The organism is Legionella nagasakiensis (genome assembly GCF_900639915.1).
Taxonomy (GTDB): Bacteria; Pseudomonadota; Gammaproteobacteria; order Legionellales; family Legionellaceae; genus Legionella_A; species Legionella_A nagasakiensis.
In genome coordinates this window covers 58,776-81,573 of record NZ_CAAAID010000012.1, presented here as the reverse complement: position 1 = coordinate 81,573, position 22,798 = coordinate 58,776, and the positions used below count along the sequence as shown (strand labels likewise).

Here is a 22,798-nt window from a genome sequence, read left to right as displayed (position 1 = left end):
CTATTTCTCCATTGTTGCTTTGACCCATACGGGTGTGATCATTCCCTTGATTTGCCCCGTGTGAACAGGGCCGTAATATCGACTGTCAAAAGACCATGCGCTTTGACTGGTCATGGTCAATATTTCATCTTCTTTAAGCTGATAATTTCTGGTGTGCCATTGCGGTAAAGGGCGGTCCATTCCATCAGATGGTATTGGTTTTGAAAAGGGAATAGGTTGGTGATTAACAAAGACACCTTCAGAGGTGACAGATATTTTATCACCATTTGTTGCCACCACTTTTTTCATTAAATACCCGTAACCATCTGGACAAAGACCACTGTCAATATAGCCTCTTTCTAATCCTTCTTTAAAAGCTGGTCGATCCTCTGGGCAAAAAATCACAAAAGCATTCTTAATATTTTTTAAGTTTGTGATGCGGTAAAGTCCAACTGGAATTGAATCAGTGGTGTTCACTCGAAAGCCCATTAGCATTAAAAGAAATGCCATGCTGATGATGCTTAACATAAGAACAGCAATCCAGGAAGTAAACTTTTTCATAACCTGATTTCCTCATCTTTACTTAAGCTGGCGCGTAAGATATCGGATTGCTCAGGCGCTTCAACAGAAGCTCTAGCGATAAACACAGGGTCTTTAAAATAAAGCGGTTGTTTGCCATAAATGGCGGGAAATCCTGCCACATACACCACCATATCACCTGCTTCCTTGATCAAACCGTTTTCATCTTTTTTTGGCCCTGGCATACGTTGACATTCATCTGCCGTTAAAAGTGGTCGAGAGACTTCTTGTTTTGTTTTGGAAATCTGGTTTAAAAAGGTTGAAAACCGTTTGCCGCTGGTGGTGATGTGCTCTTTGACAATAGTGGTCTGGCCGGTTAGTTTTGAAAGATGCTCGGCGGTTTCAATCCGATTAGGCGGATAGGCGTTTTGGATATGACAATTCGAGGTAATAGTTTCATCAGGCCCATAACCTCGATCACGACTTTTAAGCTGGTTGATGTCCTGACAGATTAAGTAAAACTTCAAACCATAACCGGCAACAAACGCCAATGACTCTTGTAAAATATCAAGCTTCCCAAGACTTGGAAATTCATCAATCATGCACAACAAACGATGTTTATAGGTTTTTTTTGTTCTTATAAACCCGTCTACCCGTTCGAATTCCATTTTGTCCGCCAAAAGACGCACAACCATATTAAGCATCACCCGAACTAGAGGCTGCAATCGTGCTTTATCATTAGGTTGTGTAACAATATAAAGACTGACAGGACTTACATGGTGCATTAAATCTTTAATGCAGAAATCGGATGCAGAGACATTGTGGCCGACCACCGGATCACGGTATAAAGCCAGGTACGATTTTAAGGTGGATAAGACAGAACCCGCTTCTTCCTCCGGCCTATCTATCATATCGCGAGCTGATGCGCTGATCACAGGGTGCGTTTTGCCATCAACATGTGAGTATTGCGTCATTTCAATTAATAAATCAGCGATATTGGTATTGGGATCGACCAACATGCGATCAATATTGGGAAAAGTAGCCGGTTCTCCTTGATTTTTAAGCTTATAAATCGCATGCAGAATAAAACCGACCAACAGTGCTTGGGATGTTTTCTGCCAATGTGTTTCAAGCCCTTTGCCATCAGGATCAACCACAAGTGTTGCAAGATTTTGCACGTCACCAACTTCATATTCCGTACCCACCCTAATTTCATCTAACGGATTCCAGCGAGCAGAGCCTTTTATTGTCGCCGGCTCAAAGCGAATCACTTTATTCTTGGCATGCTTTTGGCGCCAACCGGCCGTCAATGCCCAAAGCTCTCCTTTTAAATCGGTAATCACACAAGACTGTTTCCAGGATAATAGGGTAGGAATAACAAGACCCACCCCTTTGCCAGAACGTGTAGGGGCATAAGTCAAAATATGCTCTGGGCCATTATGGCGTAAATAATGAATATCACCTTTTTCATCTTCAATGGCGCCGACATAAACGCCTTCCTCATTGCCAAGCAGTCCAGCATTTTTTAAATCATCGCTATTGGCCCACCTTGCTGAACCATGCAGGTATTCACTAATGTTTTCTTTTTTTAAATGCTTGCCAGAAAAAACAATCAACATTAAAAAAAGACTGCCGCTCATCACCATCAAACCAAAGGCCGCATTAAAATAATCGGGATAATAGTGATGATATTTCAGGCTCCACCAAAGTGACTGCCATGGCAAATAGATATGACTTAAGGAATATCCCAAGTTGTCACTAAAATGTAACTTATAAGCCACAAATTGCGTGCCAATCTGCATGCTTATGAAAAGAGAAATCACAACTAAAACAATAAGTTGTTTATTCGACTTGTCCTGACACTTTTCTCTCACCTGTGGCCCAATGGATTTGTTGGGTTTGTTCAAGTTCATTGAGCGTCTCCAGATGCTTTTTGATTAACAAACTGATTGACCTCATCATCACTGCTTACGTCTCCCGAGCTAAAACTGCCTTCTGGTGCCCCCATCGAAGTGACATTTTGAGAATCAGATTCTTGATGATTGGAAGTTGGCGATTCAGCATTGGAAGATGCGCGCTGATGAATGGCATCAGCAATTTTACCGCCTGTTGTTTCAGACGCTTTTGAAGAAAAAGCATCCTTCATGCTGCCTACTTTTTCACAGGCCACATCAAACGCACCAGAGGCTAAATGTGAACCAAAAGAACCGGCAAATTTAGAAGCTTGTCCCATGGCTTGGGCTAAACCGCCTAGTTTTGATCCTGGATTATCTCCTGAAAGAGAACCTGCGCCACTTGAGCCGAGACTTTGAGAAGCTGCTTTAAATGCAGCATTTAATGCTGACAAACCCCCAGCACTTTGTGCCGTTGCTGCACCTGCCGCTCCCGCTAATGCTGCCCCTGCAATTCCGGCAGCCCCTAATGCACCACCTAAACCTAAACCGCCACCGCCACCTGAGCCACCACCTGAAACGATGCCGGATAAAACCGGTGGAATTTTATTAATAAGAACTAATAAAAGTACTGCGACCACCAACATCACAAACATTTCTTTCAATAAAATGTCTTTAGACATGGCAGCATAGTATTGATCCACAAATGATTTGCCGATGCCGATGATTAAAATCATTGCAAACGCCTGCAATGCGATACCCAATACCGTTTTGTAATATTGAATTGCGATATCCTGAGTCCAGCGGCCACCGCCAAACCCTAATAATATGATGCCGCCATAGGTTAACACCCAAGCTGTAATAAGGATAATGAGCATGTTGATGCTGACTAAGGCGAGCACAATTAAGATAATGCCCGCTACAATCAACCCCACAGTCGTTGCCGCCGGTGACCAGATGGATGAGTTATCAATTGCTTTTGAGACAATATCAAAGCCCACATCAACAATATCAGATGGAGATACGTGCCAATCAATTCCAGAAGCTTTTGCGGCGAGTTGGCGCAAAGAATCCATAATAGCGGTTGCAATGCCGGGGCCATTATCTAAAATCCAATAGAAAAAACCGACAACCACAATGAATCTTACGGTTTCCGCCATGAATTCTTGAATATCTGCGCGCCGTAATGCCATTAAGCCATAAGTCCAGACCATGCTGATGGTGGCCAAAGACCAAAAAAGGTATCTGGCATAGCTTAAGATAGTTTGGCTCCACATCGAGGCGGTAACAGAAAATCGATACAGGATATTATCGAGCAGATCCCTGCTGTCCATACCGATGCCCTGGGCATGGCTGCTTACCGAAAATCCAATTAAAAATAATAGGATTAAATAAGGAAATATCTTTTTTTTCATAACATTACCATTTATGGCCTGAGCTTTTGGAGTAACTGCCTCGTTTAAAACAAGCATCGGCAATCGCCTGCAACTCTTCTTTTGTCCGGCCTTCTTTGGAACTGTCACAAGTCAGTGAGGCAAGATGTTCTGCCTTTTTTCTTGCTTGGGTTTCAGCATTCTCACAGCCTGAAAGAAAATACGCTAAAAGCACTATGGTTAAACTTAATATTTTCATTTTTTCTCCTTAGTTTTTTACTGATTTACCATTTTTTCCCTGAGCTTTTGCGATAAGTTCCCGCACGAAACCGTTCATCACCAGCCGCTTGGATGGCTTCTTTATTCAAAGCCGCAGCATCTTTTGTCGCTTGGGCATTTTGCTGAGCTAGTAATAGTCCTCTTATTTGAAGTAATTGATGCGATTGATTGCTGGCTAATTGAGAGGCGGCTTGAAGCGCTTGTTTTTGTCCCTGGGCACTTTGGGCCTGGGTTTGTAAAGTGCGAAGTTTTTCTGAATCGCTCTTTAAATTCTGCTGCTGCTTATCAATGCCTTTAAGCATTGCGTCATTTGCTCTTTTTTGGGCAACGGATGCAGACAGTTGATTTTGGTTTATTTTTTTAAGCTCATCGGGTGAGCACCTTCCATTGCCATTAAAGCATGGTGTTTTTTGGTAGTACTCTTGGCTTTGGTAACGGTCGAGATAACCTTGAAAGCTTCCTGCTTCTTGTTTGTAATAATCAATGGTATTGGTCGCATCCAGAAGGTTATTAATAACACCATTGGCATTATCCCATTGGAATGAAGTCAGTGATTTGGTGTTTTCGAGCATATTTTGATATTGCTCAAGCTGATTCTTGTATTGATCAACCTGGGTTTTGTACTGGCTCACCTGATTCAGGATAATTTTTCCATTTTCAAGCCAGTTGGCAAAATCAAATACGGGTGCACCGCTTGAAACTGCATTTGTAATCCATAAAAAAACAAGCAAGATTCTAAGTTTCATGACTTTCCCCTGTATTAATATGCAAACTGCCTATAAGGCTGATTAAAAGTTAAGTCTTTTATGACAATGACATTAAATCGGTAACCTGGGCGTACATTAATCGTTGGCGATACATTTAGATTTTTTGAAACCAATTGCGCGGTCACTTCACCCAGCTGTTGCCCCAAAGCCTGGCTTAAGACACTACCTGCGGTTGGTTGACTATATCCGTATGGATTGGATTGATTTGTATTTTGACTGTAGGTAATGCCTGCGACGATACCGGACATGAGAAGGGCTGAGCCATAAATTCTTGCATAATGATGGTCAACCTGATCACGAAATCCTGCGTACCCCGCACTATCTGCCCCTGGCATAGAGCCAATATCTAAGGCTTTGCCATCTGGAAAAACCAAGCGCTGCCAGGCCACTAACACGGAGTTCTGACCAAAGCTCACATCACTAGAATAAAGTCCAATAAGCTTTGTTCCCTGTGGGATTAAAAGATACTTACCTGTTGCCGTATCATAAACGTTTTGCGAAACCTGACCGATGATCTGTCCTGGCAATTCAGATGAAATGCCGCTAATCATTACCCCAGGAATGACACTTCCTGCCCTTAATTCGAAGCGACTATTCGGGTTCTCGAGGCTTGAATTTAAATGCCAGCGACTTGCATTTTCTTCACCACCCAAAGTTTGTGGCATGGGTTTGGCGTTTTGCCGTCCTTGTAACTGTTGAAGTTGCTCTCTGAAGTTAAGCGCTACATTAACCTCATTTGATGACTCATGGCTAACGATTGATGTCTTTGTGATTTCTCTGGTATTTAGTCGTGAGTTATCAACCATGATTGTTGTTTTTGCATTGACTGCTTCCTCAAAAGCTTGCGTTTTTTCCTGTCGAATGCGCTCCATTTCAGCATCGGTTGCGTTCTGGTTTTCTAAATCTTGTTTTTGGGGCGTATTTTGTGGATTAGGTGCTGGTAGTTTTGATTCTGGAGCGTTTGCCAACTTCTCAGGATTAGTAACTACCCCTGGTTTGTGATTATCAATGACCTCATAAGCCAAGCTCATGGTGTTTTTCTTCGCTGCTTTTAACTTTGGTGGTTCTATCACCAGGTTTTGTGCGTTTGCTCTTTTAAGCGCTACGAGCGCTATCAATAGAACAAAAACGGTTAGGATCCCAATAGCGATAAATAAAGGCATGTTATTTACACGCCTAACCCCTTTGGTTTGAAGCTTTTGTGGCGAAGAATCAGGTGATAATAAATCGTTATTTTTACGCATGAGATCATTCCTTATGTGACCACGGGCTGATTGGAGCAAGTTTGTTATTGGTTTTTGCATATACCCTGCTTAAGGTTTGCGAGCCAATGTATAGACTGACTCGGTAGTGACAGCCCGGTTTAATCTCATCGACCACATAGAAAAAATTGGCTTTTTGTCTTCGGCAGACGTTTTCTATGAGGCCATATCCTTTTTGCCGCATCATTTGAATCAAGTTAATGCCAAACCCGTCACAGATTTTTTGATTAATACAAAAGGTATTCTGCGCTGGTGGATAAACTCGCCTTAATTGAGATACCGCATCTTTAGCCAAATAAACCTCCTTGCTTTGGGAAGCGTCGGTAAAATTTCCATATCGCATGCTGGCACAGCTTGATAACAACAAAGCGAGCAATAAAATGCTTAATTTCTTCATCTTTAGCACCTCGTAATGGTAATTTTTTCTTGAGCGCTACCGCTTCCGACCACCAATATCGCCTTATCAAAAACGCTATCAACAATGTAGCGGCAACCTTGCAATCGATAATTCACCATGACGGACTCTGATTTTTGAAATAAACCACGACTTCTTAAAACCAATAAGGCAGGGGCTTCGCTTTGAGCCATCGTCCCTGGCATCTCAATGATGGTCTTAACGCCATTGTTGTAAACTCGAACTGGCTTAAATCGTGCATTACCCTGAATTCGGTAATTAAAATTAAGATTGCCAAGATATTCATTGGTTTCTGGCAGAGTATCCGCTTTACGTCTTTCTGCCTGAATCTGTTGAATTAACCGCCATTTTGCTTTAGCTTCATCAGGATAAATAAAAGAGATATAGGGCATAAAATCATATCGGTCTGACTTTAAGCGGAAATGATAGGTCCGTCTGTCGGTAGTCACGACTAAAGATGAATCAAGACCAACATCTCGCGGTTTGATAATCATGTGTATTTGTTGGCTGGCTCCTGCTCCTGTTATTGATGGCTCAACCATAAAGCGTGGGTCACCAACATTCATCCCGTTAAACTGTTCACCTGGCTGTAATGCAATATCGCATACCTGTAGCGGTGCACAGACGATACTGATTTGACCTGAGCCATAAACAAACTGAACCGAACCATCTGATGAATGAAAAGGCTTGCTTGTTTGGTCGCCTTTCTGCCATTTTCTAGCGATATTTAATGCTTGTCGTTCTTGAGTTGAAAGTCTGGGCACGCTTTTGGAAAAGTAGCGCTGGTCGATGTCGCTTTTATCAAAAGCAATAGCAGATAATGGCAGTAGTAGACTAATGGTGAGTATTATTTTTTTCATGCGCTTTCTCCATGCTNTAGTTGTAAAGAAAAAGGATGGTTCATCTCATTGCTCAATTAAAAAATACGTTATTGAAGGAAGTCAGATCTATTTGTATCCCATCAATCCCAAGCTCCCAGTAGAAATTTATGATGGAAATTTTTACACTATTACGGGTGTAATCCTTGAGGTACACCAAAAATTGCGTTCTAAGAAGTAAGTTGTCAGGTTGTAACTATGGAAAAATGGAAACCAAAAAGCAAGTTGCTACGTTTTGTCTATCAGCAAATAATTGTACGTTTCACTGGTCAAGTCAGAGAGCCATATCTTATCCGCATTGATAGAATATTTACTCACCCAGATACCAATGAATTATCTGTTGCTTTTCACATTGCCAATAAACGCGTTAATCAAGAGATGCCTGTCGCTAAGTTTGTTAAGTCGGATATGATTTACCTCATTGATCCGCGCATCGTTTTCGATATAGGGCAGCAATTTGGCGCCCATTCAGAACAGCTTGCTATTATGGAAAAAAAGAAACCAAGCTTAAAAACTAAATGTGTTGTTGGCTGGCTCCTGCTCCTGTTATTGATGGCTCAACCATAAAGCGTGGGTCACCAACATTCATCCCGTTAAACTGTTCACCTGGCTGTAATGCAATATCGCATACCTGTAGCGGTGCACAGACGATACTGATTTGACCTGAGCCATAAACAAACTGAACCGAACCATCTGATGAATGAAAAGGCTTGCTTGTTTGGTCGCCTTTCTGCCATTTTCTAGCGATATTTAATGCTTGTCGTTCTTGAGTTGAAAGTCTGGGCACGCTTTTGGAAAAGTAGCGCTGGTCGATGTCGCTTTTATCAAAAGCAATAGCAGATAATGGCAGTAGTAGACTAATGGTGAGTATTATTTTTTTCATGCGCTTTCTCCATGCTTTAAGTCATAAGACCAGTTAAAGTCGCGGACATATATCAAGTGAGGGTTTTTCAGAATCGTATCGCTCGATGCGTCATTGAGCACATTATCCTGATAGAGCGTGACCATGGCTTTCATCACCGCTGGTTTGTCTTTAATAGTGCCATCGTGATTGCGGACTGTTTCAATCCAGTCGACCTGCCAGGTATTTTCTGATTCCTGCAGTACAGAGCGAATTTCAATATTCACGATTTCATGGGTTGCTCTTTCAAAAGGATTGGCGCGTTGCTTATCATTATAAAATTCTTGGACTTTTGATAATGCCGCATCGTTTTGATTTAAGTAGGAATACACCTGAAAGACAGCTTTCTTTTGTAACTCAACATCAGCACTGACCATGCGGATATTTTCTATAAAATGTGCGGCTGCCGCACGATAATCATCAATACTTGCTTCGCCTACTTTATCCGCACGAGTCACCGATAAGGTGTTGCCATTCGCGTCTTGTTGAAAAACCAAAGGAATAAATTTGGACTGACTGCCAATCGATATCAGCCCACCAACACAAGCCAAAGTAACCAATAGACTGCTTAATCCCACAAACTGCCAGATTTGCAAGGACTTCATTAGACCTGCGGTATGGACATTCCAGGCACGTTTGGCATTGAGATAAGGGTTATCGGTTAGCTGAATCCTTTGCTTATCCGGATTTGTTTTATTAAACCATTCTTTGAGTTTGCTCATGCTGCTTCTCCATATTGTTTGAAATCAATTCCTTTTTCTTTAATCCAATAAGACACCCATTGCGCACCGTATTGCTGCTCAAGCTGTTTCATGTGGTCAATGGAATCGGGATCAGTGGCACCCACAAAGGCCAGTGCCATCGGGCCTAATGCCAGTTGATATAAGCGTTGGCCTTTTTCACTGACATAGTAGTAATCCCGTTTGGGCTGAGCCGATGCGATAATGTCAATTTGACGTGGATTTAAACCCATACGCTCGTAAATGCCCCGGGTTTCCGGATCTCTTGCGTAGAGATTTGGTAAAAAGATTTTGCTTGCGGTTGATTCAACAATGATATCTAAAATGCCAGAGCCCGCCGCATGGGATAAATGTTGCGTTGCCATAAAAACCACGCAGTTTTTCTTGGCCATTGAATCGAGCCATTCTGCGATTTTGTTTTTAAAGACAGGATGCGCGAGCATTAGCCAGGCTTCATCAAGCAGGATTAAAGTTGGTCTGCCATCAAGTGAAGTTTCAATTCGTCGAAATAGATATAGCAAAACAGGTAGAGCAAACTTTTCACCCAACCCCATTAAGTGCTCAATTTCAAAAGTCATGAATGAAGACAGGCCAAGACCATCGCTGTCCGCATCCAGTAGGTGCCCCATTAACCCATCAATGGTGTATTGTTTTAGGGTTTCCCGAATTTCTTCATCTTGAATCGTCATGACAAAGTCAGATAAGGTTTTGGAACCGCTTTGATGCATACTGATAATGGCATGACCGATCTCATTGCGTTGAGCTGGCGTGGTATTTAAGCCATTCAAAGCAAGAATGGTATCAATCCATTCCATCGCCCAGGCACGGTCTGCTTTGGTTGATAAAAACTGCAAGGGAGCAAAAGCCAGACGCGAATCTTTATCGGCAATGGTATAATGTTCGCCACCTGTTGCCTTACAAGTTGGATACATGGACATACCTTTGTCAAAAGAATAAATCCGAGCATCTTTATAACGGCGCCATGATAAAGCAATTAAACCAAGGTGGGTTGATTTACCTGAACGGGTAGGACCAAACATAATACCATGACCTAAATCCCGGACATGAAGGTTTAAACGAAAAGGCGCATTGCCACTGGTAACACAATGCATCAATGGAGGGGAGCTGGGTGGAAAGAGTGGACAAGGCGCTTTGTTTTCACCGGTCCAGATGCTTGATGTAGGCAGCAAATCAGCGAGATTCATGGTGTTGATTAAAGGCCGTCGGATATTTTCAACACCATGCCCGGGTAGGCTGCCCATAAAGGCATCCATGGTATTAATCGTTTCTGTTCTAGCGGTAAATCCAAGGGCATTAATGTTTTTCTCAATATAGAGCGCTGCTTTTTCAACTAAAGAGCGGTCCTCATCCATTAACACCACCACAGATGTATAATAGCCTTGCCCAACCATACCGGAATTTGTTTCAGCAATGGCTGATTGGGCATCATTGACCATGCTCAATGCATCTTCATCGACTACACCCGAACTGGTATTAAATATCTGGTCAAAAAAACCTCGGACTTTCTGTTTCCATTTTTTACGAAACTTAGTGAAATGCGCCACGGCTTCATGGTTATCCATGAATATAAAACGAGAGTTCCAACGATATTCAACCGGTAGTTGAGTCAGAGCTGTTAAAATGCCCGGATAAGACTCCAATGGGAAACCTTCAATGGCTACACATTGAATGAATTTGCGGCCTATCTTTGGAGTGATACCTGAAGCTAGCTCCTGACCACCTATCAGGGCATCAAGGTAAATTGGATTTTTTGGCAGATTGACAGGATGATTAAGGCCCGTCACGCAATACTGGATATGTCTTAGAAAATTTTCCTGCGTAATAATATGGCCATGATCATCAACAACCTTTTCAGATTCAAGTCTTTCTAAGTGAAGGGCTGAACCTAAGCGTGATTCAAAATTACGACAGGACTGCTTAAACTCTTCAATCAACTGAGCTGTCTTTGCTTTCTGGCTTAATCGCTGGTTGCTATCATCAAACATTAATTCTACAAATCGTTTTTGCGCCAGAACAGGTGGATACCAGGTTAAGGTAATGACGAAATAGCCTTCATATAAAGTTCCGATTTCTTCAAAAAGCTGTCTTCTTTCTTCATCAACAGCTTTTGAAATGTCATCAGGAAAATAAGAATAGTCACGCTCACTATATCCGGGAGCCGCCCGTCTGATAGCATCGATATGAACCATCCAGCCACTGTCCATTGCGGACAATGCCTGATTGATTCGAAAGGACACCATTTCACGCGCTTCATCCGTGGTATTGGCATTATCTTCACCGCTATAAAGCCAGGCCGCCATGAGTGAGCCATTTTTACCGACAATCACACCATCATCAACTACCGATGCATAATTTAGTAAATCAACCAATCCTGCTTTTGAGCTCCGATGCTTTTTTAAATGGTATTGCAGACTTTTAAGTCTTGTCTGATAAAACAGAGTGCTTAAAAAGATAAGCCCTGTTATCGATAGTAAGAAGGTAATTAATACAATCATTGATAACCTCTTTTGTTATCCCTGAAAGGGGTTGAGCGGGGCGCATAATAATTTTGATAGCGTCTTTGTCTCAGATAGATTGGTCTCATGTAAGGATCGACTTTTGCCATTAAACGCAGTGCTTTCAGTGATAAAAACCACATCGCAATACCAACGATGGCTGCCAACCAATCCTGAGCCGCAAAAACCAAAATGGCTGACAACAATCCCGAAAACATAATAAGCTCACGATCCCCACCCATAAAAAGGCCAGGACGGTTTCCACATTGACGAATCGGAATGGTACGAAGGCTCATGACCTAGCCTCCGCATTCACTATTTCAATATCGGGCTTTGAAATTTCAGCCCCTTTACCGGTGATGGCGGTCATGGTGTTTTGTGCAGCAACTAAAAATGACAGTACCAGAACGAAAAAAATGAGGGTTCTCATAAAGCCATTCATATCCCCACCAAAAATCAAAGTTGCACCAGCAGCAACTAATCCGATGATGGCAGCACTAAAAGCAAAGGGGCCTGTAATAGATTTCTGGATTTTCGTTAGCCATGAATCAAAAGGTAGGCCGCCACCGGTTGATGAAGCTAATGCCGGCTGAGTGATAAAAAGTAAAAATAAGACGACAGACCCCATCAGCAATATTTTTTTATAATCAATTGAATTTATCTGGTTCATTCATATTCTCCTTAAGAAAATTGTTTAATTTGATATTGGCCGTCTTTAAAGCCATTCACGGATATGATCTCTTCAACCTTTCGGCCATGTGGGGTTCTTGCAATATGCACAACACAATGAACGGCTTCACCAATCAGAGGTTCAATATCAGCAGGGGCTGCCGGATTTCGGGTTATCAGGGATTGAAGACGCTGAAGCCCTGCAAGACAGTTGTTAGCATGCAACGTTGCTACACCGCCCTCATGTCCTGTGTTCCAGGCGTCCAATAAATCAAGCGCTTCACTACCACGCACCTCACCAACCAGGATACGGTCAGGCCGCATTCTGAGCGTTGTTTTTAAAAGCTGAGTCATCGATATATCAAGGGTTGTGTGATATTGAACACAGTTTTGAGCAGCGCATTGGATCTCACCAGTATCTTCAATAATGAAAATACGCTCTTGGGGTGACTGAAAAACCATTTCCTGAATGATGGCATTCACCAAAGTGGTTTTACCTGAACCTGTACCGCCTATGACTAAGATATTTTTATGCGTTGTAATCGCATATTTAATCTCATTGCATTGCTTTTCAGTCATAATGTCGGTCCGAACATAGTCATCCAAGGTAAAGACGGTTATGGCTTTTTTACGGATTGCAAAGGTAGGGCTTGATACAATCGGTGGTAACTGACCACTAAAACGGGAACCATCCAGAGGTAGCTCACCTTCTAAAACCGGCATAGAGCGGGTGACTTCTTTCCCATGAAATCCGGCAACCGTTTTTATAATCGATTCAGCGCGGCTATCAGAAACATGACCGATGTATTCCATCTTTTCACCGAGTCGCTCCTGCCACAGTCTGCCATCAGCATTTCTCATAACTTCAACGGTTTTAGGATCGTTTAATGCGTTTTCAATCAAGCTCCCCAGATCGCGCTTGAGTTTCAACTTAGCGCGATCTTTTACCGTTAAACTCTGTTCTTCATACTCAAGCATAGGGCTGCTCCTGAGAATGAAGTTTGGGCTCAGTTGACCAATGACCTTGCTTAAATTTATTAATTAACCGATCAACAATGTTTTCTTGCTCTGCGTTGCGGTCATAGAACCAATTATCATTTTGACGCTCGCGATAGATACGACGTTGAATCTCATCACGGTGAATAGGTAATGACTTAGGTGCATCAAAAGCAAGACGAACCTCGCCATCACGATAACCAACAATGGTGCAATACACATCTTCACCAATAACCACTGACTCGCCAATTCTTCTAGTTAATACCAACATGTGTTATCTCCTTCTATTTAAAATTTCTTTCATTTTGTTAAGGTGGTACGCCGCTGTTTCCGGGCTTGATGGGCTACTAGGCTCTTTTTTCTTAACGTATTGACGGTTGACTTCGTTCTTACAGAGTCCAATGAACTGCGCCATGGTCGGAGGAAATTCAAACTGCTGTTCGCAAATATCAGTCACTCTTGCGATAACAGAGTCCGAAAACTGCTTTAAATTTTTTCCCCACTCCTTTTTGGCAAAATCATTAAAGCGGTCATCCTGTAAATCTCTCAACCAGAAATGACGAAACGCCACAGCAAACTTTGTGAACATCATTTCAATCACCTTGCGATTTTTAACGCTTTCTGAATTCGACGACTGTTCCTCGTTCTGTGAGTTCCTCGTCTTCGTCAGGGATATAAAGTCCGCTGGTCGTTGTTTGTTTGCCAGTAGTTGTCCTACGCTTTGCATTGGTTCTCTCCTTTGTCACTTCAGTGTTGATTTCATCTTCCCAGCATTTTTGAGCCAGCCAGTTCGCTGGAAATTTCCAGGCTGGTACCCAATCACCATAAGCCTGCTTGGCCTGATAAGCTTTGATTTGACTTTCAAGTGCCTGCAGCATGGTTTGAAGAAGGGTTTCATTGGGGTTAATCAGCTTAAATGCCTCGAATGCTTTATCACGGGATTTTTTTTCTGGATACATCCGCCAAAAATGCTCAAATCCCCTAAGAAGATATATATAATTATCTTCTTTAAGAGGTGTGGCGGCTTTTTGGGGTTCCGCTGTGTCGGCTTTTGAGGCCCAATCTTCTGAAAAGCGCGTGTCTAAAGGGTTTGAAACAGGCGGGATTGTGGTGGCTTTCTGTGGCGGGTTTATGGCGGCTTTATTTTGGACAGAAAAATCCCTGGAAGCTAAAAGACATTTTAAAATAAGCTGCTTACTTTCAGATTGAATTTCAACTATTCCAGCACGATCTAAACCAGAAACAGCACGACGAACTTGATCACGAGAAAAACTTTGGCTTTTAACCCCTTGGTGAGGCTCAATATAAAGCTGCTCAGATATCGACTGATAACTGATGCGTCGCTTGATGCCTGTAATTCCTGTTTTAACATCCATATATGGCCTTATTCCTCTAAAATAAGTCAGTTGCTGGATATGGGGTAAACCACACATCACCTCCAGCTCCTCACCATTAATGACAAAATCCATCATCGTACCTATCCCTGTAAAAACTCGTTTTTATTTTCATACTGTGATATATTTATATAAACTACATATAATTATCACGAAATGTGAATAATAGATTTTAATATATATCACGTATTGTGATATTGCAATAGGTTAAACTGATTATTTTGGAGCAAATTTGGCTGAACTAAACATTAAGAAAGAAATTGGCAAACGAATTCTTGAAGCTAGAAAAGCTAAGGGCTTAACGCTAAAGGCACTTGGGGAGCTTGCTGGTAACTTGAAGCAAACGCGCCTAACCAATTGGGAACAAGGTACACGCGCCCCTGGGCCAGAAGAAATTAAACAATTAGCTCGGGCACTTGATGTTTCACCAGCGTACTTAATGTGTTTATCAGATGATCAACAGAAACAGAAACAAAAGAATCACAGCCACTTAATTCCATTATTGGATCATCAGCAAGTCGGTGATAGTGAATCCAATGTTGGAGCGATTTCACAAAAAGAGGCACATATTGATACGGTGTTTATTTCGGTAAGCAATGTGTTACTACCTAGGTTAAGCAAAGAAGCATTCGCTCTAAAGATGGATGATGAAAGTATGCATCCCGAAATCAGGGTAGATGATATATTGGTGATAGAGCCTTTAGCTTCACCAAAACCAGGAAGCTTTGTTGCTGTTAAAATAGAAGGTGCTCAAAAAATCATTATTTGTCAGTACAAAAAATTATCCTTTGCAACGTCTGATTTTGAGCTTATGACCTTAAATGACAATTGGCCAAATGTACAAATATCTGATGAGCTAGGGCTAGAGATTAAAGGGGTTGTGCTACAGAAAATTACATCATTGTCATGAGCGAGCAGAGTAACAGGAAGATTTAAAACAAATGATCAGGTGGGTTTGAAATAAAGCAATAAGTATGGACAGTTAACTCAAACCGTATCAATGTCAATCATTATTTCTATATGATAATCTTTGATAATAGACGCACAAGGTCGAATTTTATTTCTTGAGATCATATATAGGGATAGCTAATGAAAAGAAGGGGATATTTGAAAGCGGCTTTAGTGTGCTTTTCCGTTGTAAGTATTATCTCAATTAACAAAGCCTATTCATTTTCTTTATCTCTAAAGCAAGCTGAAAAACTTGCTATAGAATACTCAACAGAGCTCCAATCCTTGAGAGCAAAAAATGAATCCTTATACCAGGCCGCTATAGCTGCAAATCAATATCCCGATCCCAGCCTCTTTGGGGGGGCTTTGAATGTGCCTGTTGATACCTTTAAGTTTAACCAGGAGCCCATGACGCAAATTCAAATTGGTGTTGGTCAATATATTCCCAGAGGGAAAAGTTTAAAGTTTGGCTCCCAAGAGAAAAATTGCTTGGCCAAGGCTGAGCTCTTTAAAATACAAAGTACGCGCCTAGATATTCTTCAAAAAGTACGCTTAAGTTGGCTTCACTTATATTACTGGCAACAAGCAAGAATCATTGTAGTAAAAGAAAAGGCTATTTTTAAAGAGTTGCTCGAAGTCGCCAAATCAATGCTAGCCAATAATAAAGCGCAACAAAAGGATGTGATTCGAGCACAATTGGAACTCTCTGAATTAGACAATCGGTTGATTCAAATCGATGAGCAAATTCAAACAGCCAGGTTTCAATTGGCACGCTGGATAAGTGAATCCAATGCGCATAAAGCACAAGCCTCAAGTTTGCCTCTATGGCCTTCATTGCCAGCAAAGCAAATATTATTGAATGTTGTAAAACAACATCCAGAATTAAAAACTGACTCAGCAACCATTTCTGCATTTCAAGCAAAAGTGCACTTAGCACTTGAACAATATAAACCTGGCTTTAATGTCAATGTCGGGTATGGATTTCGCCAGGGGCGCGGAATAGATAGGCGAAAATGGCCGGACTTTTTAACAGCTACTGTCAATATGGACTTACCTGTATTTACTCCAAATAGACAGGATAAAAGCTTAAAATCTAGCCAAGATAACTTACTGGCTTCTGAAAAAGACCGAATGAGTCACTACCGAAACTTAAGAGAGTACCTCAATATTCAATACAATATCTGGCAGCAACAACAAAAAAGCACACATTTATTTAAAGGATCATTAATTCCACAAGCCAATCAATATGCTAAAGCCACTATGACGGCATATCAAAATTTTCAAACTGATTTTCCAACGCTGGCCAGAGCCTATGTTCGTCAATTAAACACAGAATTGGAAGCATTAAAGGTTAAGGTTGACCGGGATGCCGCCCGCATAAACCTTCTATATTTACAGGGAAAATAATATGAAGCGCAGAATCATTGAGGTATTGGTTTTAATTATCGTTTTTTTAGCAGGCATGTTTTTCTTCCACTTTTGGCAATCAACAAAAGATTCAAGTAATTCAAAAACCGAACGTAAAGTTTTGTATTGGGTTGCGCCCATGGATTCAAACTATCGAAGAGATAAACCCGGCAAATCGCCGATGGGCATGGATTTGGTTCCCGTCTATGAGGACAAAAACATACAAGACAAAGACACCGTTCAGATCTCTTCATCGGTTGTTAATAATCTAGGGGTTAAAACATCGAAAGTTTCCAAACAAAATTTGTCGCGCATAGTAAAAACTGTTGGATATGTCACAGTTGATGAAAACAATATTGAACATATTCATACTTTTGCTGATGGCTGGATTAAAGAGCAATTTGTCAAAGCAACCGGTGAACAAGTCAAGCAAGGTCAACTATTAATGACATTATACTCACCAACATTAAATAATGCGCAAGAAGAATTGATAATAGCGCTCAAAAATAATAACCGGGCCTTGATTGAGGCCGGCAAAAAGAAACTAATTACATTGGGTATGGCCGAATCACAAATAAAACAATTGATAACCTCTCGTAAGTTAATGGAGCAAGTTAAAATTTTTGCCACACAAAATGGTATTGTTTCAAAAATAAACGTACGTGAAGGTCAGTTTGTAAAGCCAGACACTGAATTACTTAGCATTGAGGACTTATCTCAAATATGGATAATCGCCGAAGTTTTTGAATATCAAGCTGACTGGATAAAACAAAATCAGGCAGCCATTGCCACACTTCCCTATCTACCCGGAAAAACTTGGCAAGGTGTTGTTGATTATGTTTACCCAAGACTTGATGCTAAAACACATACATTAAGGGTAAGACTGGTTTTTCCAAATCCAGATTTCACCCTTAAACCAAACATGTATACGAATGTAAAAATTATTAGCAACCCGATTGAAAACACCCTGGTTATTCCTAAGCTTTCACTGATAAGAACGGGCGACAATGATAGAGTCATTGTGTCACTGGGTAAAGGACGTTTTAGAGCACAGCCAGTAACCATTGGTATCGAATCAGAAAACTTTTATCAAGTATTATCTGGACTTAAGGGAGATGAGGAAGTAGTTACCTCCGCGCAATTTTTAATTGACTCTGAATCAAATATGAAAGCAGCCATTAACCGAATTGATGATAAGAAAAGTACCAAATCTAATGACCCTAAAAACATTAAAACCGAACACATTGGTATGGGTAGCATTAAAGCGATTGATATAGAAAATCATCAAATTACGATTTTTCATCAACCCATTTCCTCATTAGGTATGGGAGAAATGGTTATGACAATACCAGTAGCTAAAAACGTTTCGCTAACGTCAGCCAAAGTTGGCGATTCGATTCACTTTATTATGATAAAAAAGGAAAACGGCTTTGTGATCACCAAACTTCACATCATGCATAATATGTCACATGGTAAGGATAAAAAATGATAGCAAAAACCATTCAATGGTCTATAAAAAATCGCTTTTTAGTCCTTATCATAACGTTTCTAATCGCAGCAAGTGGTATCTATTCACTACTAAAAACACCAGTTGATGCTATTCCTGATTTATCGGACGTCCAGGTCATCATTAAAACTTCATACCCAGGACAAGCACCCCAGGTTGTGGAAGATCAGGTCACCTACCCCCTGGCCACCGCAATGCTTGCTGTACCAGGAGCAGTAACGGTTCGAGCTTATTCTTATTTTGGTGATTCCTATATCTATATAATTTTTAAGGATGGGACTGACTTATATTGGGCACGCTCTCGTGTCTTAGAGTATTTAAATCAGGTTGCAGGCCAATTACCGCCAGGGGCAACACCACAACTTGGCCCTGATGCGACAGGGGTTGGTTGGGTATATCAATATGCGCTTATTGATAAAAGTGGCAGACATGATTTATCTGAGCTGACAACATTGCAAAACTGGTTGTTGAAATTCGAGTTACAAACGGTTCCCGGTGTGTCCGAGGTTGCCACCATTGGCGGTATGGTAAAGCAATACCAAGTGGTATTAGAGCCAGATAAAATCAGAGCCTATGGTATTCCTTTAGAAAAAGTAAAAAACGCCATTAAAAATGCCAACAGTGAAATTGGCGGCTCAGTCATTGAAATGGGTGAGGCTGAGTATATGGTGCGTACCGATGGTTATATACAAAGCATCAAAGCATTAAAAAACATTCCTCTTGGAATGAATGAGCATGGCACACCCATTTTATTATCCAATGTAGCTCAAATTACCTTAGGCCCTGAAATGCGCCGAGGAATAGGTGAACTTAATGGACAGGGTGAAGCTGTTGGCGGGATAATTGTTATGCGTCAAGGAGAAAATGCGCTAACAACCATAAAAGCCGTTAAAAATAAACTAACAAGTTTGCAATCAAGCCTACCTAAAGGCGTTTCCATTGTTGAAACATATAACCGCTCAAGCTTAATTTATCGTGCCATTGATACGTTAAAATCAAAATTAATAGAAGAAACCATAGTTGTGATATTGGTCTGTTTTTTATTCCTTTTTCATTTTCGATCTTCTCTAGTCGTTGTGGTAAGCCTACCTCTTGGTATCTTATGCGCTTTTATCGTTATGTATGCACAAGGGATTAATGCGAATATCATGTCTTTAGGTGGAATTGCCATAGCTATTGGTGCAATGGTTGATGCCACTATTGTTATGATTGAAAATGTTCACAAACATATTGAAAAAAATCCAATTACAGATGAAAACCGCTGGCAAATTATTCAAGAAGCCTCACTAGAAGTTGGCCCGCCTCTATTTTTTTCATTGCTTATTATCACCTTAAGCTTTTTGCCCGTGTTTGCACTGCAAGCACAAGAAGGACGTTTATTTGCGCCTTTGGCGTATACAAAAACTTACGCTATGGCAGCTGCTGCTGGACTTTCAATCACATTGGTTCCAGTGCTTATGGGCTATTTTATCCGGGGTAAAATTCTACCAGAAGACAAAAACCCCATTAATCGCTTTTTGATAGCAACCTATCGCCCAATCATTAATGCCATATTAAAGGCTCCAAAAGCCATTCTTGGTGTCACGCTCTTTTTAGTTCTAGTAAGTTATTGGCCTCTTGCTCATTTAGGTTCTGAGTTTATGCCTGAATTAGATGAAGGTGACTGGATGTATATGCCAACAACACTGCCTGGTGTTTCTATAGGAAAAGCACGGCAAATCCTTCAACAAACAGACAAATTAATTAAAAGCATTCCTGAAGTTGAAACAGTTTATGGTAAAATTGGTCGTGCTCAAACGGCAACCGATCCAGCGCCACTGACTATGATTGAAACGGTGGTTCAATTTAAACCGAAAAATAAATGGCGGAAAGGGGTAACCAAAGAGAAGCTAAAAGAAGAGCTTAATCGCCTAGTGCAACTACCAGGCCTTACCAATGCCTGGGTCATGCCCATTAAAACACGTATTGATATGCTTGCAACGGGTATTAAAACGCCTGTAGGTATTAAAATTTCAGGCCCTTCATTAGATGAGCTGCAAAAAATTGGGGAAAATATTGAGCGAATTTTAAAAAAAGTATCTGGTACTGCTTCTGTTTATGCTGATAGAGCGGCTGGTGGTCGCTATGTTAATATTAAAATTAACCGAAAAGCCGCTTCTCGTTATGGATTAAACATCAAAGACATTCAAGAAGTTGTTAGTACAGCTATTGGCGGTATGAATGTTACCCAGACAATTGAAGGTCGCGAAAGATACCCAGTTAATCTTCGTTATCCTCAATCAGAACGTGATTCAGTGGAAAACATAAAATCATTACCCATCATTTCCCCATCGGGTGCCCATATTCCTTTAATGGCGGTAGCTGATGTATCCATTGATGATGGGGCACCTATGATCAAAAGTGAGGATGCGCGCTTAACCAGTTGGGTGCTTGTTGATTTGAATGATACAGATATTGGTTCATACATCAAACGTGCTAAAAAAGCGATAGATCAAAATTTAAACCTTAAATCAGGCTATTCATTAAGCTTTTCAGGGCAATATGAATATATGCAGAGAGCAAAAGAACGATTAATGCTTGTTGGTCCGGTCACGCTCTTAATCATCATGTTTTTGTTATATCTTAACTTTAGGCATGTTGGCGAAGTGCTATTGATCTTATTAACTTTACCTTTGGCTTTAACAGGTGGCATATGGCTCTTGTACGTATTAAATTATAATCTGTCTGTCGCAGTCGGCGTTGGATTTATCGCTCTGAGTGGTGTTGCGGTTGAAATTGGGGTTGTCATGCTGGTGTATTTAAACCAAGCATTGCAACAAGCCACCGACAACTGCAAACAATTAAACAAAAAAATCAGCGATAAAGACATCAAAGATGCTGTCGTTAAAGGAGCATTATTAAGGGTTCGTCCAATAATCATGACGGTATCTGCCATCATAGGTGGCTTGTTACCCATCATGATAACAGCGGGCACGGGTTCTGAAGTGATGAGGCGTATTGCTGCCCCTATGATTGGCGGCATGGTAAGCGCGACCATCCTGACTTTAGTGGTCATCCCTGCAATATTTTTATTATGGAAACAAAAGCAAATTAAATATTAGAGATATGCAATGAACCAGGTATTAGAACTTTGGCATCAATCAGCTATAACAACTCTAGGATTATTCTGGATGGCATTCTGGGCATTCGGCTTGGGGTATCTTATCAGCAGCATGATTCAGGTGTTTGTTACCAAAGAGCGCATGCAAAACACTATGGGTGATACGGGGTTTAAAAGTATTGGGTTAGGTACGTTTTTTGGTTTCATCTCTAGTTCATGCTCTTTTGCAGCCCTTGCAACCACCCGCTCTTTATTTAGCAAAGGGGCAGGATTAATCTCCTCATTAGCATTTTTATTAGCTTCTACTAATTTAGTGATTGAATTAGGAATTGTGATAGCTGTTTTTTTAAGTTGGCAGTTTGTTGTAGGCGAATATGTGGGAGGCTTATTACTCATTCTTTTGATGTGGGGATTAGTTCGTATTAGCCTTAATAAAAAAATGGAGGAAAATGCTCGACAACATGCCCAAAAGCTAGATCAAATTGAAACAAAGAATGAGTCCAATGACTGGAAGGCGCTAATCTTAAGCAAACAAGGGTGGTCTCAGGTAGCAAGCCAATATGTCATGGAATGGAAAATGGTTTGGAAAGACGTCACCATAGGCTTTAGCGTTGCAGGCATTATTGCCGTTTTTGTTCCAAAGGCTTTTTTTGAAACGTTGTTTGTTGGTTCTTCCGTATCCAATCCCGCGGTTTGGCAAGTGCTTTTTCAAAGCCTCATTGGACCAATTGCTGCTTTTTTTACCTTCATTGGCTCGATGGGTAATATTCCGTTAGCTGCAGTTTTATACAGTAATGGGGTTAGTTATGCTGGGATTATGGCATTCATATTCAGTGATTTAATCGTATTTCCGGTATTGAGAATTCAAGCAAAATACTACGGTTGGAAAATGGCTTTATATATTATGGCGGTTTTTATCACTATTTTAGTACTAACATCGATAATCTTGCATTATGGCTTTGCTTTGTTTTCTTTGTTACCAAATCCAGGTCAAGTTAAAGGTTTATCACAAAGAAGCTATTTTGATATCAACTATGGTTTTTATCTTAACTGCATCTTCATTTTATTAAGCATCGTTTTTGCTGTTTGTTATATGGTAACCGCTAAAACAAAAAAGGCTAAAAACTCTGTAATTGAAAAAATATTGTTTTTCTTTGCAATGGTTGCTATTGCCTGGCTAGTAGTTGGGATATTTATATAAAATTATCTAGCTTATATGCTATTTCTATCTAATATGACTCGTTAAAAACGATTTT

Annotated in this window: 22 protein-coding genes and 1 pseudogene; 6 read left to right on the top strand and 17 right to left on the bottom strand. The window is 40.8% G+C overall.

Features of this window, described 5'->3' with window-relative positions:
- The 8 genes from traF to trbG are packed head-to-tail and all read right to left on the bottom strand — an operon-like array spanning position 1 to position 7,346.
- Positions 1 to 540: a conjugative transfer signal peptidase TraF gene (gene traF / locus E1O52_RS10250; RefSeq protein ID WP_133128618.1), complete on the bottom strand. Its 540-nt coding sequence runs from the start codon at positions 538 to 540 to the stop codon at positions 1 to 3.
- Positions 537 to 2,411: a type IV secretory system conjugative DNA transfer family protein gene (locus E1O52_RS10245; protein WP_133128617.1), complete on the bottom strand. Its 1,875-nt coding sequence runs from the start codon at positions 2,409 to 2,411 to the stop codon at positions 537 to 539. The genes traF and E1O52_RS10245 overlap by 4 nt, the downstream gene beginning before the upstream one ends.
- Positions 2,408 to 3,805: a P-type conjugative transfer protein TrbL gene (gene trbL / locus E1O52_RS10240; RefSeq protein WP_133128616.1), complete on the bottom strand. Its 1,398-nt coding sequence runs from the start codon at positions 3,803 to 3,805 to the stop codon at positions 2,408 to 2,410. The genes E1O52_RS10245 and trbL overlap by 4 nt, the downstream gene beginning before the upstream one ends.
- Positions 3,806 to 3,809: 4 nt before the next feature.
- Positions 3,810 to 4,022 (bottom strand): hypothetical protein, encoded by a 213-nt coding sequence (locus tag E1O52_RS10235; protein WP_133128615.1) that lies wholly within the window; start codon positions 4,020 to 4,022, stop codon positions 3,810 to 3,812.
- Between the two features lie 25 nt (positions 4,023 to 4,047).
- Positions 4,048 to 4,788 (bottom strand): P-type conjugative transfer protein TrbJ, encoded by a 741-nt coding sequence (gene trbJ / locus E1O52_RS10230; RefSeq protein WP_133128614.1) that lies wholly within the window; start codon positions 4,786 to 4,788, stop codon positions 4,048 to 4,050.
- A 14-nt stretch (positions 4,789 to 4,802) separates the two neighbouring features.
- Positions 4,803 to 6,053 carry a TrbI/VirB10 family protein gene (locus tag E1O52_RS10225; RefSeq protein ID WP_133128613.1) on the bottom strand — a complete coding sequence of 417 codons (1,251 nt, stop codon included), beginning with the start codon at positions 6,051 to 6,053 and terminating at the stop codon, positions 4,803 to 4,805.
- Positions 6,054 to 6,057: 4 nt separating this feature from the next.
- The gene (locus tag E1O52_RS10220; RefSeq protein WP_133128612.1) at positions 6,058 to 6,468 is read right to left on the bottom strand and encodes a conjugal transfer protein TrbH; all 411 of its coding nucleotides are present in this window, start codon (positions 6,466 to 6,468) and stop codon (positions 6,058 to 6,060) included.
- Between the two features lie 2 nt (positions 6,469 to 6,470).
- Positions 6,471 to 7,346 carry a P-type conjugative transfer protein TrbG gene (gene trbG / locus E1O52_RS10215; RefSeq protein ID WP_133128611.1) on the bottom strand — a complete coding sequence of 292 codons (876 nt, stop codon included), beginning with the start codon at positions 7,344 to 7,346 and terminating at the stop codon, positions 6,471 to 6,473.
- 216 nt (positions 7,347 to 7,562) lie between these two features.
- On the opposite strand from trbG, the gene E1O52_RS10205 reads away from it, so the two are divergent.
- A complete protein-coding gene (locus tag E1O52_RS10205; RefSeq protein ID WP_133128609.1) occupies positions 7,563 to 7,931 on the top strand; it encodes a hypothetical protein in 369 nt (122 codons plus the stop codon).
- Here the strand turns inward: E1O52_RS10205 and E1O52_RS10200 are convergent.
- From E1O52_RS10200 to E1O52_RS10160, 9 genes and pseudogenes are all read right to left on the bottom strand, one after another.
- Positions 7,888 to 8,247: pseudogene (locus E1O52_RS10200) on the bottom strand (TrbG/VirB9 family P-type conjugative transfer protein); the annotation flags it as partial. The gene E1O52_RS10205 and the pseudogene E1O52_RS10200 sit on opposite strands and share 44 nt — an antisense overlap.
- Positions 8,244 to 8,987 carry a conjugal transfer protein TrbF gene (locus E1O52_RS10195; protein WP_133128608.1) on the bottom strand — a complete coding sequence of 248 codons (744 nt, stop codon included), beginning with the start codon at positions 8,985 to 8,987 and terminating at the stop codon, positions 8,244 to 8,246. The pseudogene E1O52_RS10200 and the gene E1O52_RS10195, both read right to left, overlap by 4 nt.
- Positions 8,984 to 11,521, bottom strand: a complete 2,538-nt coding sequence (locus tag E1O52_RS10190; RefSeq protein WP_133128607.1) for a VirB4 family type IV secretion/conjugal transfer ATPase — start codon at positions 11,519 to 11,521, stop codon at positions 8,984 to 8,986. Before E1O52_RS10190 ends, E1O52_RS10195 begins: the two co-directional genes overlap by 4 nt.
- A complete protein-coding gene (locus E1O52_RS10185) occupies positions 11,518 to 11,817 on the bottom strand; it encodes a conjugal transfer protein TrbD (RefSeq protein ID WP_133128606.1) in 300 nt (99 codons plus the stop codon). The genes E1O52_RS10190 and E1O52_RS10185 overlap by 4 nt, the downstream gene beginning before the upstream one ends.
- On the bottom strand, positions 11,814 to 12,191 hold the full coding sequence (locus E1O52_RS10180) for a TrbC/VirB2 family protein (RefSeq protein WP_133128605.1): 378 nt from the start codon (positions 12,189 to 12,191) through the stop codon (positions 11,814 to 11,816). The genes E1O52_RS10185 and E1O52_RS10180 overlap by 4 nt, the downstream gene beginning before the upstream one ends.
- An 11-nt stretch (positions 12,192 to 12,202) precedes the next feature.
- On the bottom strand, positions 12,203 to 13,168 hold the full coding sequence (trbB, locus tag E1O52_RS10175; protein WP_133128604.1) for a P-type conjugative transfer ATPase TrbB: 966 nt from the start codon (positions 13,166 to 13,168) through the stop codon (positions 12,203 to 12,205).
- Positions 13,161 to 13,457 (bottom strand): carbon storage regulator, encoded by a 297-nt coding sequence (locus E1O52_RS10170; protein ID WP_133128603.1) that lies wholly within the window; start codon positions 13,455 to 13,457, stop codon positions 13,161 to 13,163. Before E1O52_RS10170 ends, trbB begins: the two co-directional genes overlap by 8 nt.
- Positions 13,458 to 13,460: 3 nt before the next feature.
- On the bottom strand, positions 13,461 to 13,778 hold the full coding sequence (locus E1O52_RS10165) for a hypothetical protein (protein ID WP_133128602.1): 318 nt from the start codon (positions 13,776 to 13,778) through the stop codon (positions 13,461 to 13,463).
- Between the two features lie 19 nt (positions 13,779 to 13,797).
- Complete coding sequence (locus E1O52_RS10160) at positions 13,798 to 14,658, bottom strand: hypothetical protein (RefSeq protein WP_133128601.1); 861 nt, start codon at positions 14,656 to 14,658, stop codon at positions 13,798 to 13,800.
- Positions 14,659 to 14,812: 154 nt separating this feature from the next.
- Here E1O52_RS10160 and E1O52_RS10155 point away from each other — a divergent pair, with 154 nt between their 5' ends.
- From E1O52_RS10155 to E1O52_RS10135, 5 genes are all read left to right on the top strand, one after another.
- Positions 14,813 to 15,490 carry a LexA family transcriptional regulator gene (locus tag E1O52_RS10155; protein ID WP_133128600.1) on the top strand — a complete coding sequence of 226 codons (678 nt, stop codon included), beginning with the start codon at positions 14,813 to 14,815 and terminating at the stop codon, positions 15,488 to 15,490.
- 179 nt (positions 15,491 to 15,669) lie between these two features.
- A complete protein-coding gene (locus E1O52_RS10150) occupies positions 15,670 to 16,935 on the top strand; it encodes a TolC family protein (RefSeq protein ID WP_133128599.1) in 1,266 nt (421 codons plus the stop codon).
- Between the two features lie 25 nt (positions 16,936 to 16,960).
- Positions 16,961 to 18,424 carry an efflux RND transporter periplasmic adaptor subunit gene (locus E1O52_RS10145; protein ID WP_165474779.1) on the top strand — a complete coding sequence of 488 codons (1,464 nt, stop codon included), beginning with the start codon at positions 16,961 to 16,963 and terminating at the stop codon, positions 18,422 to 18,424.
- A complete protein-coding gene (locus E1O52_RS10140) occupies positions 18,421 to 21,543 on the top strand; it encodes an efflux RND transporter permease subunit (RefSeq protein ID WP_133128597.1) in 3,123 nt (1,040 codons plus the stop codon). The genes E1O52_RS10145 and E1O52_RS10140 overlap by 4 nt, the downstream gene beginning before the upstream one ends.
- A 9-nt stretch (positions 21,544 to 21,552) precedes the next feature.
- Positions 21,553 to 22,743: a permease gene (locus tag E1O52_RS10135; protein ID WP_133128596.1), complete on the top strand. Its 1,191-nt coding sequence runs from the start codon at positions 21,553 to 21,555 to the stop codon at positions 22,741 to 22,743.
- Positions 22,744 to 22,798: the final 55 nt, after the last annotated feature.

What these genes read in the sequence shown, in the direction of transcription:
- E1O52_RS10185 (WP_133128606.1), bottom strand. Translation starts at nt 11,817, where the DNA reads ATGAGCCTTCGTACCATTCCGATTCGTCAATGTGGAAACCGTCCTGGC.
- E1O52_RS10160 (WP_133128601.1), bottom strand. Translation starts at nt 14,658, where the DNA reads ATGATGGATTTTGTCATTAATGGTGAGGAGCTGGAGGTGATGTGTGGT.
- E1O52_RS10195 (WP_133128608.1), bottom strand. Translation starts at nt 8,987, where the DNA reads ATGAGCAAACTCAAAGAATGGTTTAATAAAACAAATCCGGATAAGCAA.
- E1O52_RS10205 (WP_133128609.1), top strand. Translation starts at nt 7,563, where the DNA reads ATGGAAAAATGGAAACCAAAAAGCAAGTTGCTACGTTTTGTCTATCAG.
- E1O52_RS10180 (WP_133128605.1), bottom strand. Translation starts at nt 12,191, where the DNA reads ATGAACCAGATAAATTCAATTGATTATAAAAAAATATTGCTGATGGGG.
- trbG (WP_133128611.1), bottom strand. Translation starts at nt 7,346, where the DNA reads ATGAAAAAAATAATACTCACCATTAGTCTACTACTGCCATTATCTGCT.
- E1O52_RS10190 (WP_133128607.1), bottom strand. Translation starts at nt 11,521, where the DNA reads ATGATTGTATTAATTACCTTCTTACTATCGATAACAGGGCTTATCTTT.
- E1O52_RS10235 (WP_133128615.1), bottom strand. Translation starts at nt 4,022, where the DNA reads ATGAAAATATTAAGTTTAACCATAGTGCTTTTAGCGTATTTTCTTTCA.
- trbB (WP_133128604.1), bottom strand. Translation starts at nt 13,168, where the DNA reads ATGCTTGAGTATGAAGAACAGAGTTTAACGGTAAAAGATCGCGCTAAG.
- E1O52_RS10140 (WP_133128597.1), top strand. Translation starts at nt 18,421, where the DNA reads ATGATAGCAAAAACCATTCAATGGTCTATAAAAAATCGCTTTTTAGTC.
- E1O52_RS10245 (WP_133128617.1), bottom strand. Translation starts at nt 2,411, where the DNA reads ATGAACTTGAACAAACCCAACAAATCCATTGGGCCACAGGTGAGAGAA.
- E1O52_RS10165 (WP_133128602.1), bottom strand. Translation starts at nt 13,778, where the DNA reads ATGATGTTCACAAAGTTTGCTGTGGCGTTTCGTCATTTCTGGTTGAGA.
- E1O52_RS10225 (WP_133128613.1), bottom strand. Translation starts at nt 6,053, where the DNA reads ATGCGTAAAAATAACGATTTATTATCACCTGATTCTTCGCCACAAAAG.
- trbL (WP_133128616.1), bottom strand. Translation starts at nt 3,805, where the DNA reads ATGAAAAAAAAGATATTTCCTTATTTAATCCTATTATTTTTAATTGGA.
- E1O52_RS10135 (WP_133128596.1), top strand. Translation starts at nt 21,553, where the DNA reads ATGAACCAGGTATTAGAACTTTGGCATCAATCAGCTATAACAACTCTA.
- E1O52_RS10220 (WP_133128612.1), bottom strand. Translation starts at nt 6,468, where the DNA reads ATGAAGAAATTAAGCATTTTATTGCTCGCTTTGTTGTTATCAAGCTGT.
- E1O52_RS10150 (WP_133128599.1), top strand. Translation starts at nt 15,670, where the DNA reads ATGAAAAGAAGGGGATATTTGAAAGCGGCTTTAGTGTGCTTTTCCGTT.
- trbJ (WP_133128614.1), bottom strand. Translation starts at nt 4,788, where the DNA reads ATGAAACTTAGAATCTTGCTTGTTTTTTTATGGATTACAAATGCAGTT.
- traF (WP_133128618.1), bottom strand. Translation starts at nt 540, where the DNA reads ATGAAAAAGTTTACTTCCTGGATTGCTGTTCTTATGTTAAGCATCATC.
- E1O52_RS10170 (WP_133128603.1), bottom strand. Translation starts at nt 13,457, where the DNA reads ATGTTGGTATTAACTAGAAGAATTGGCGAGTCAGTGGTTATTGGTGAA.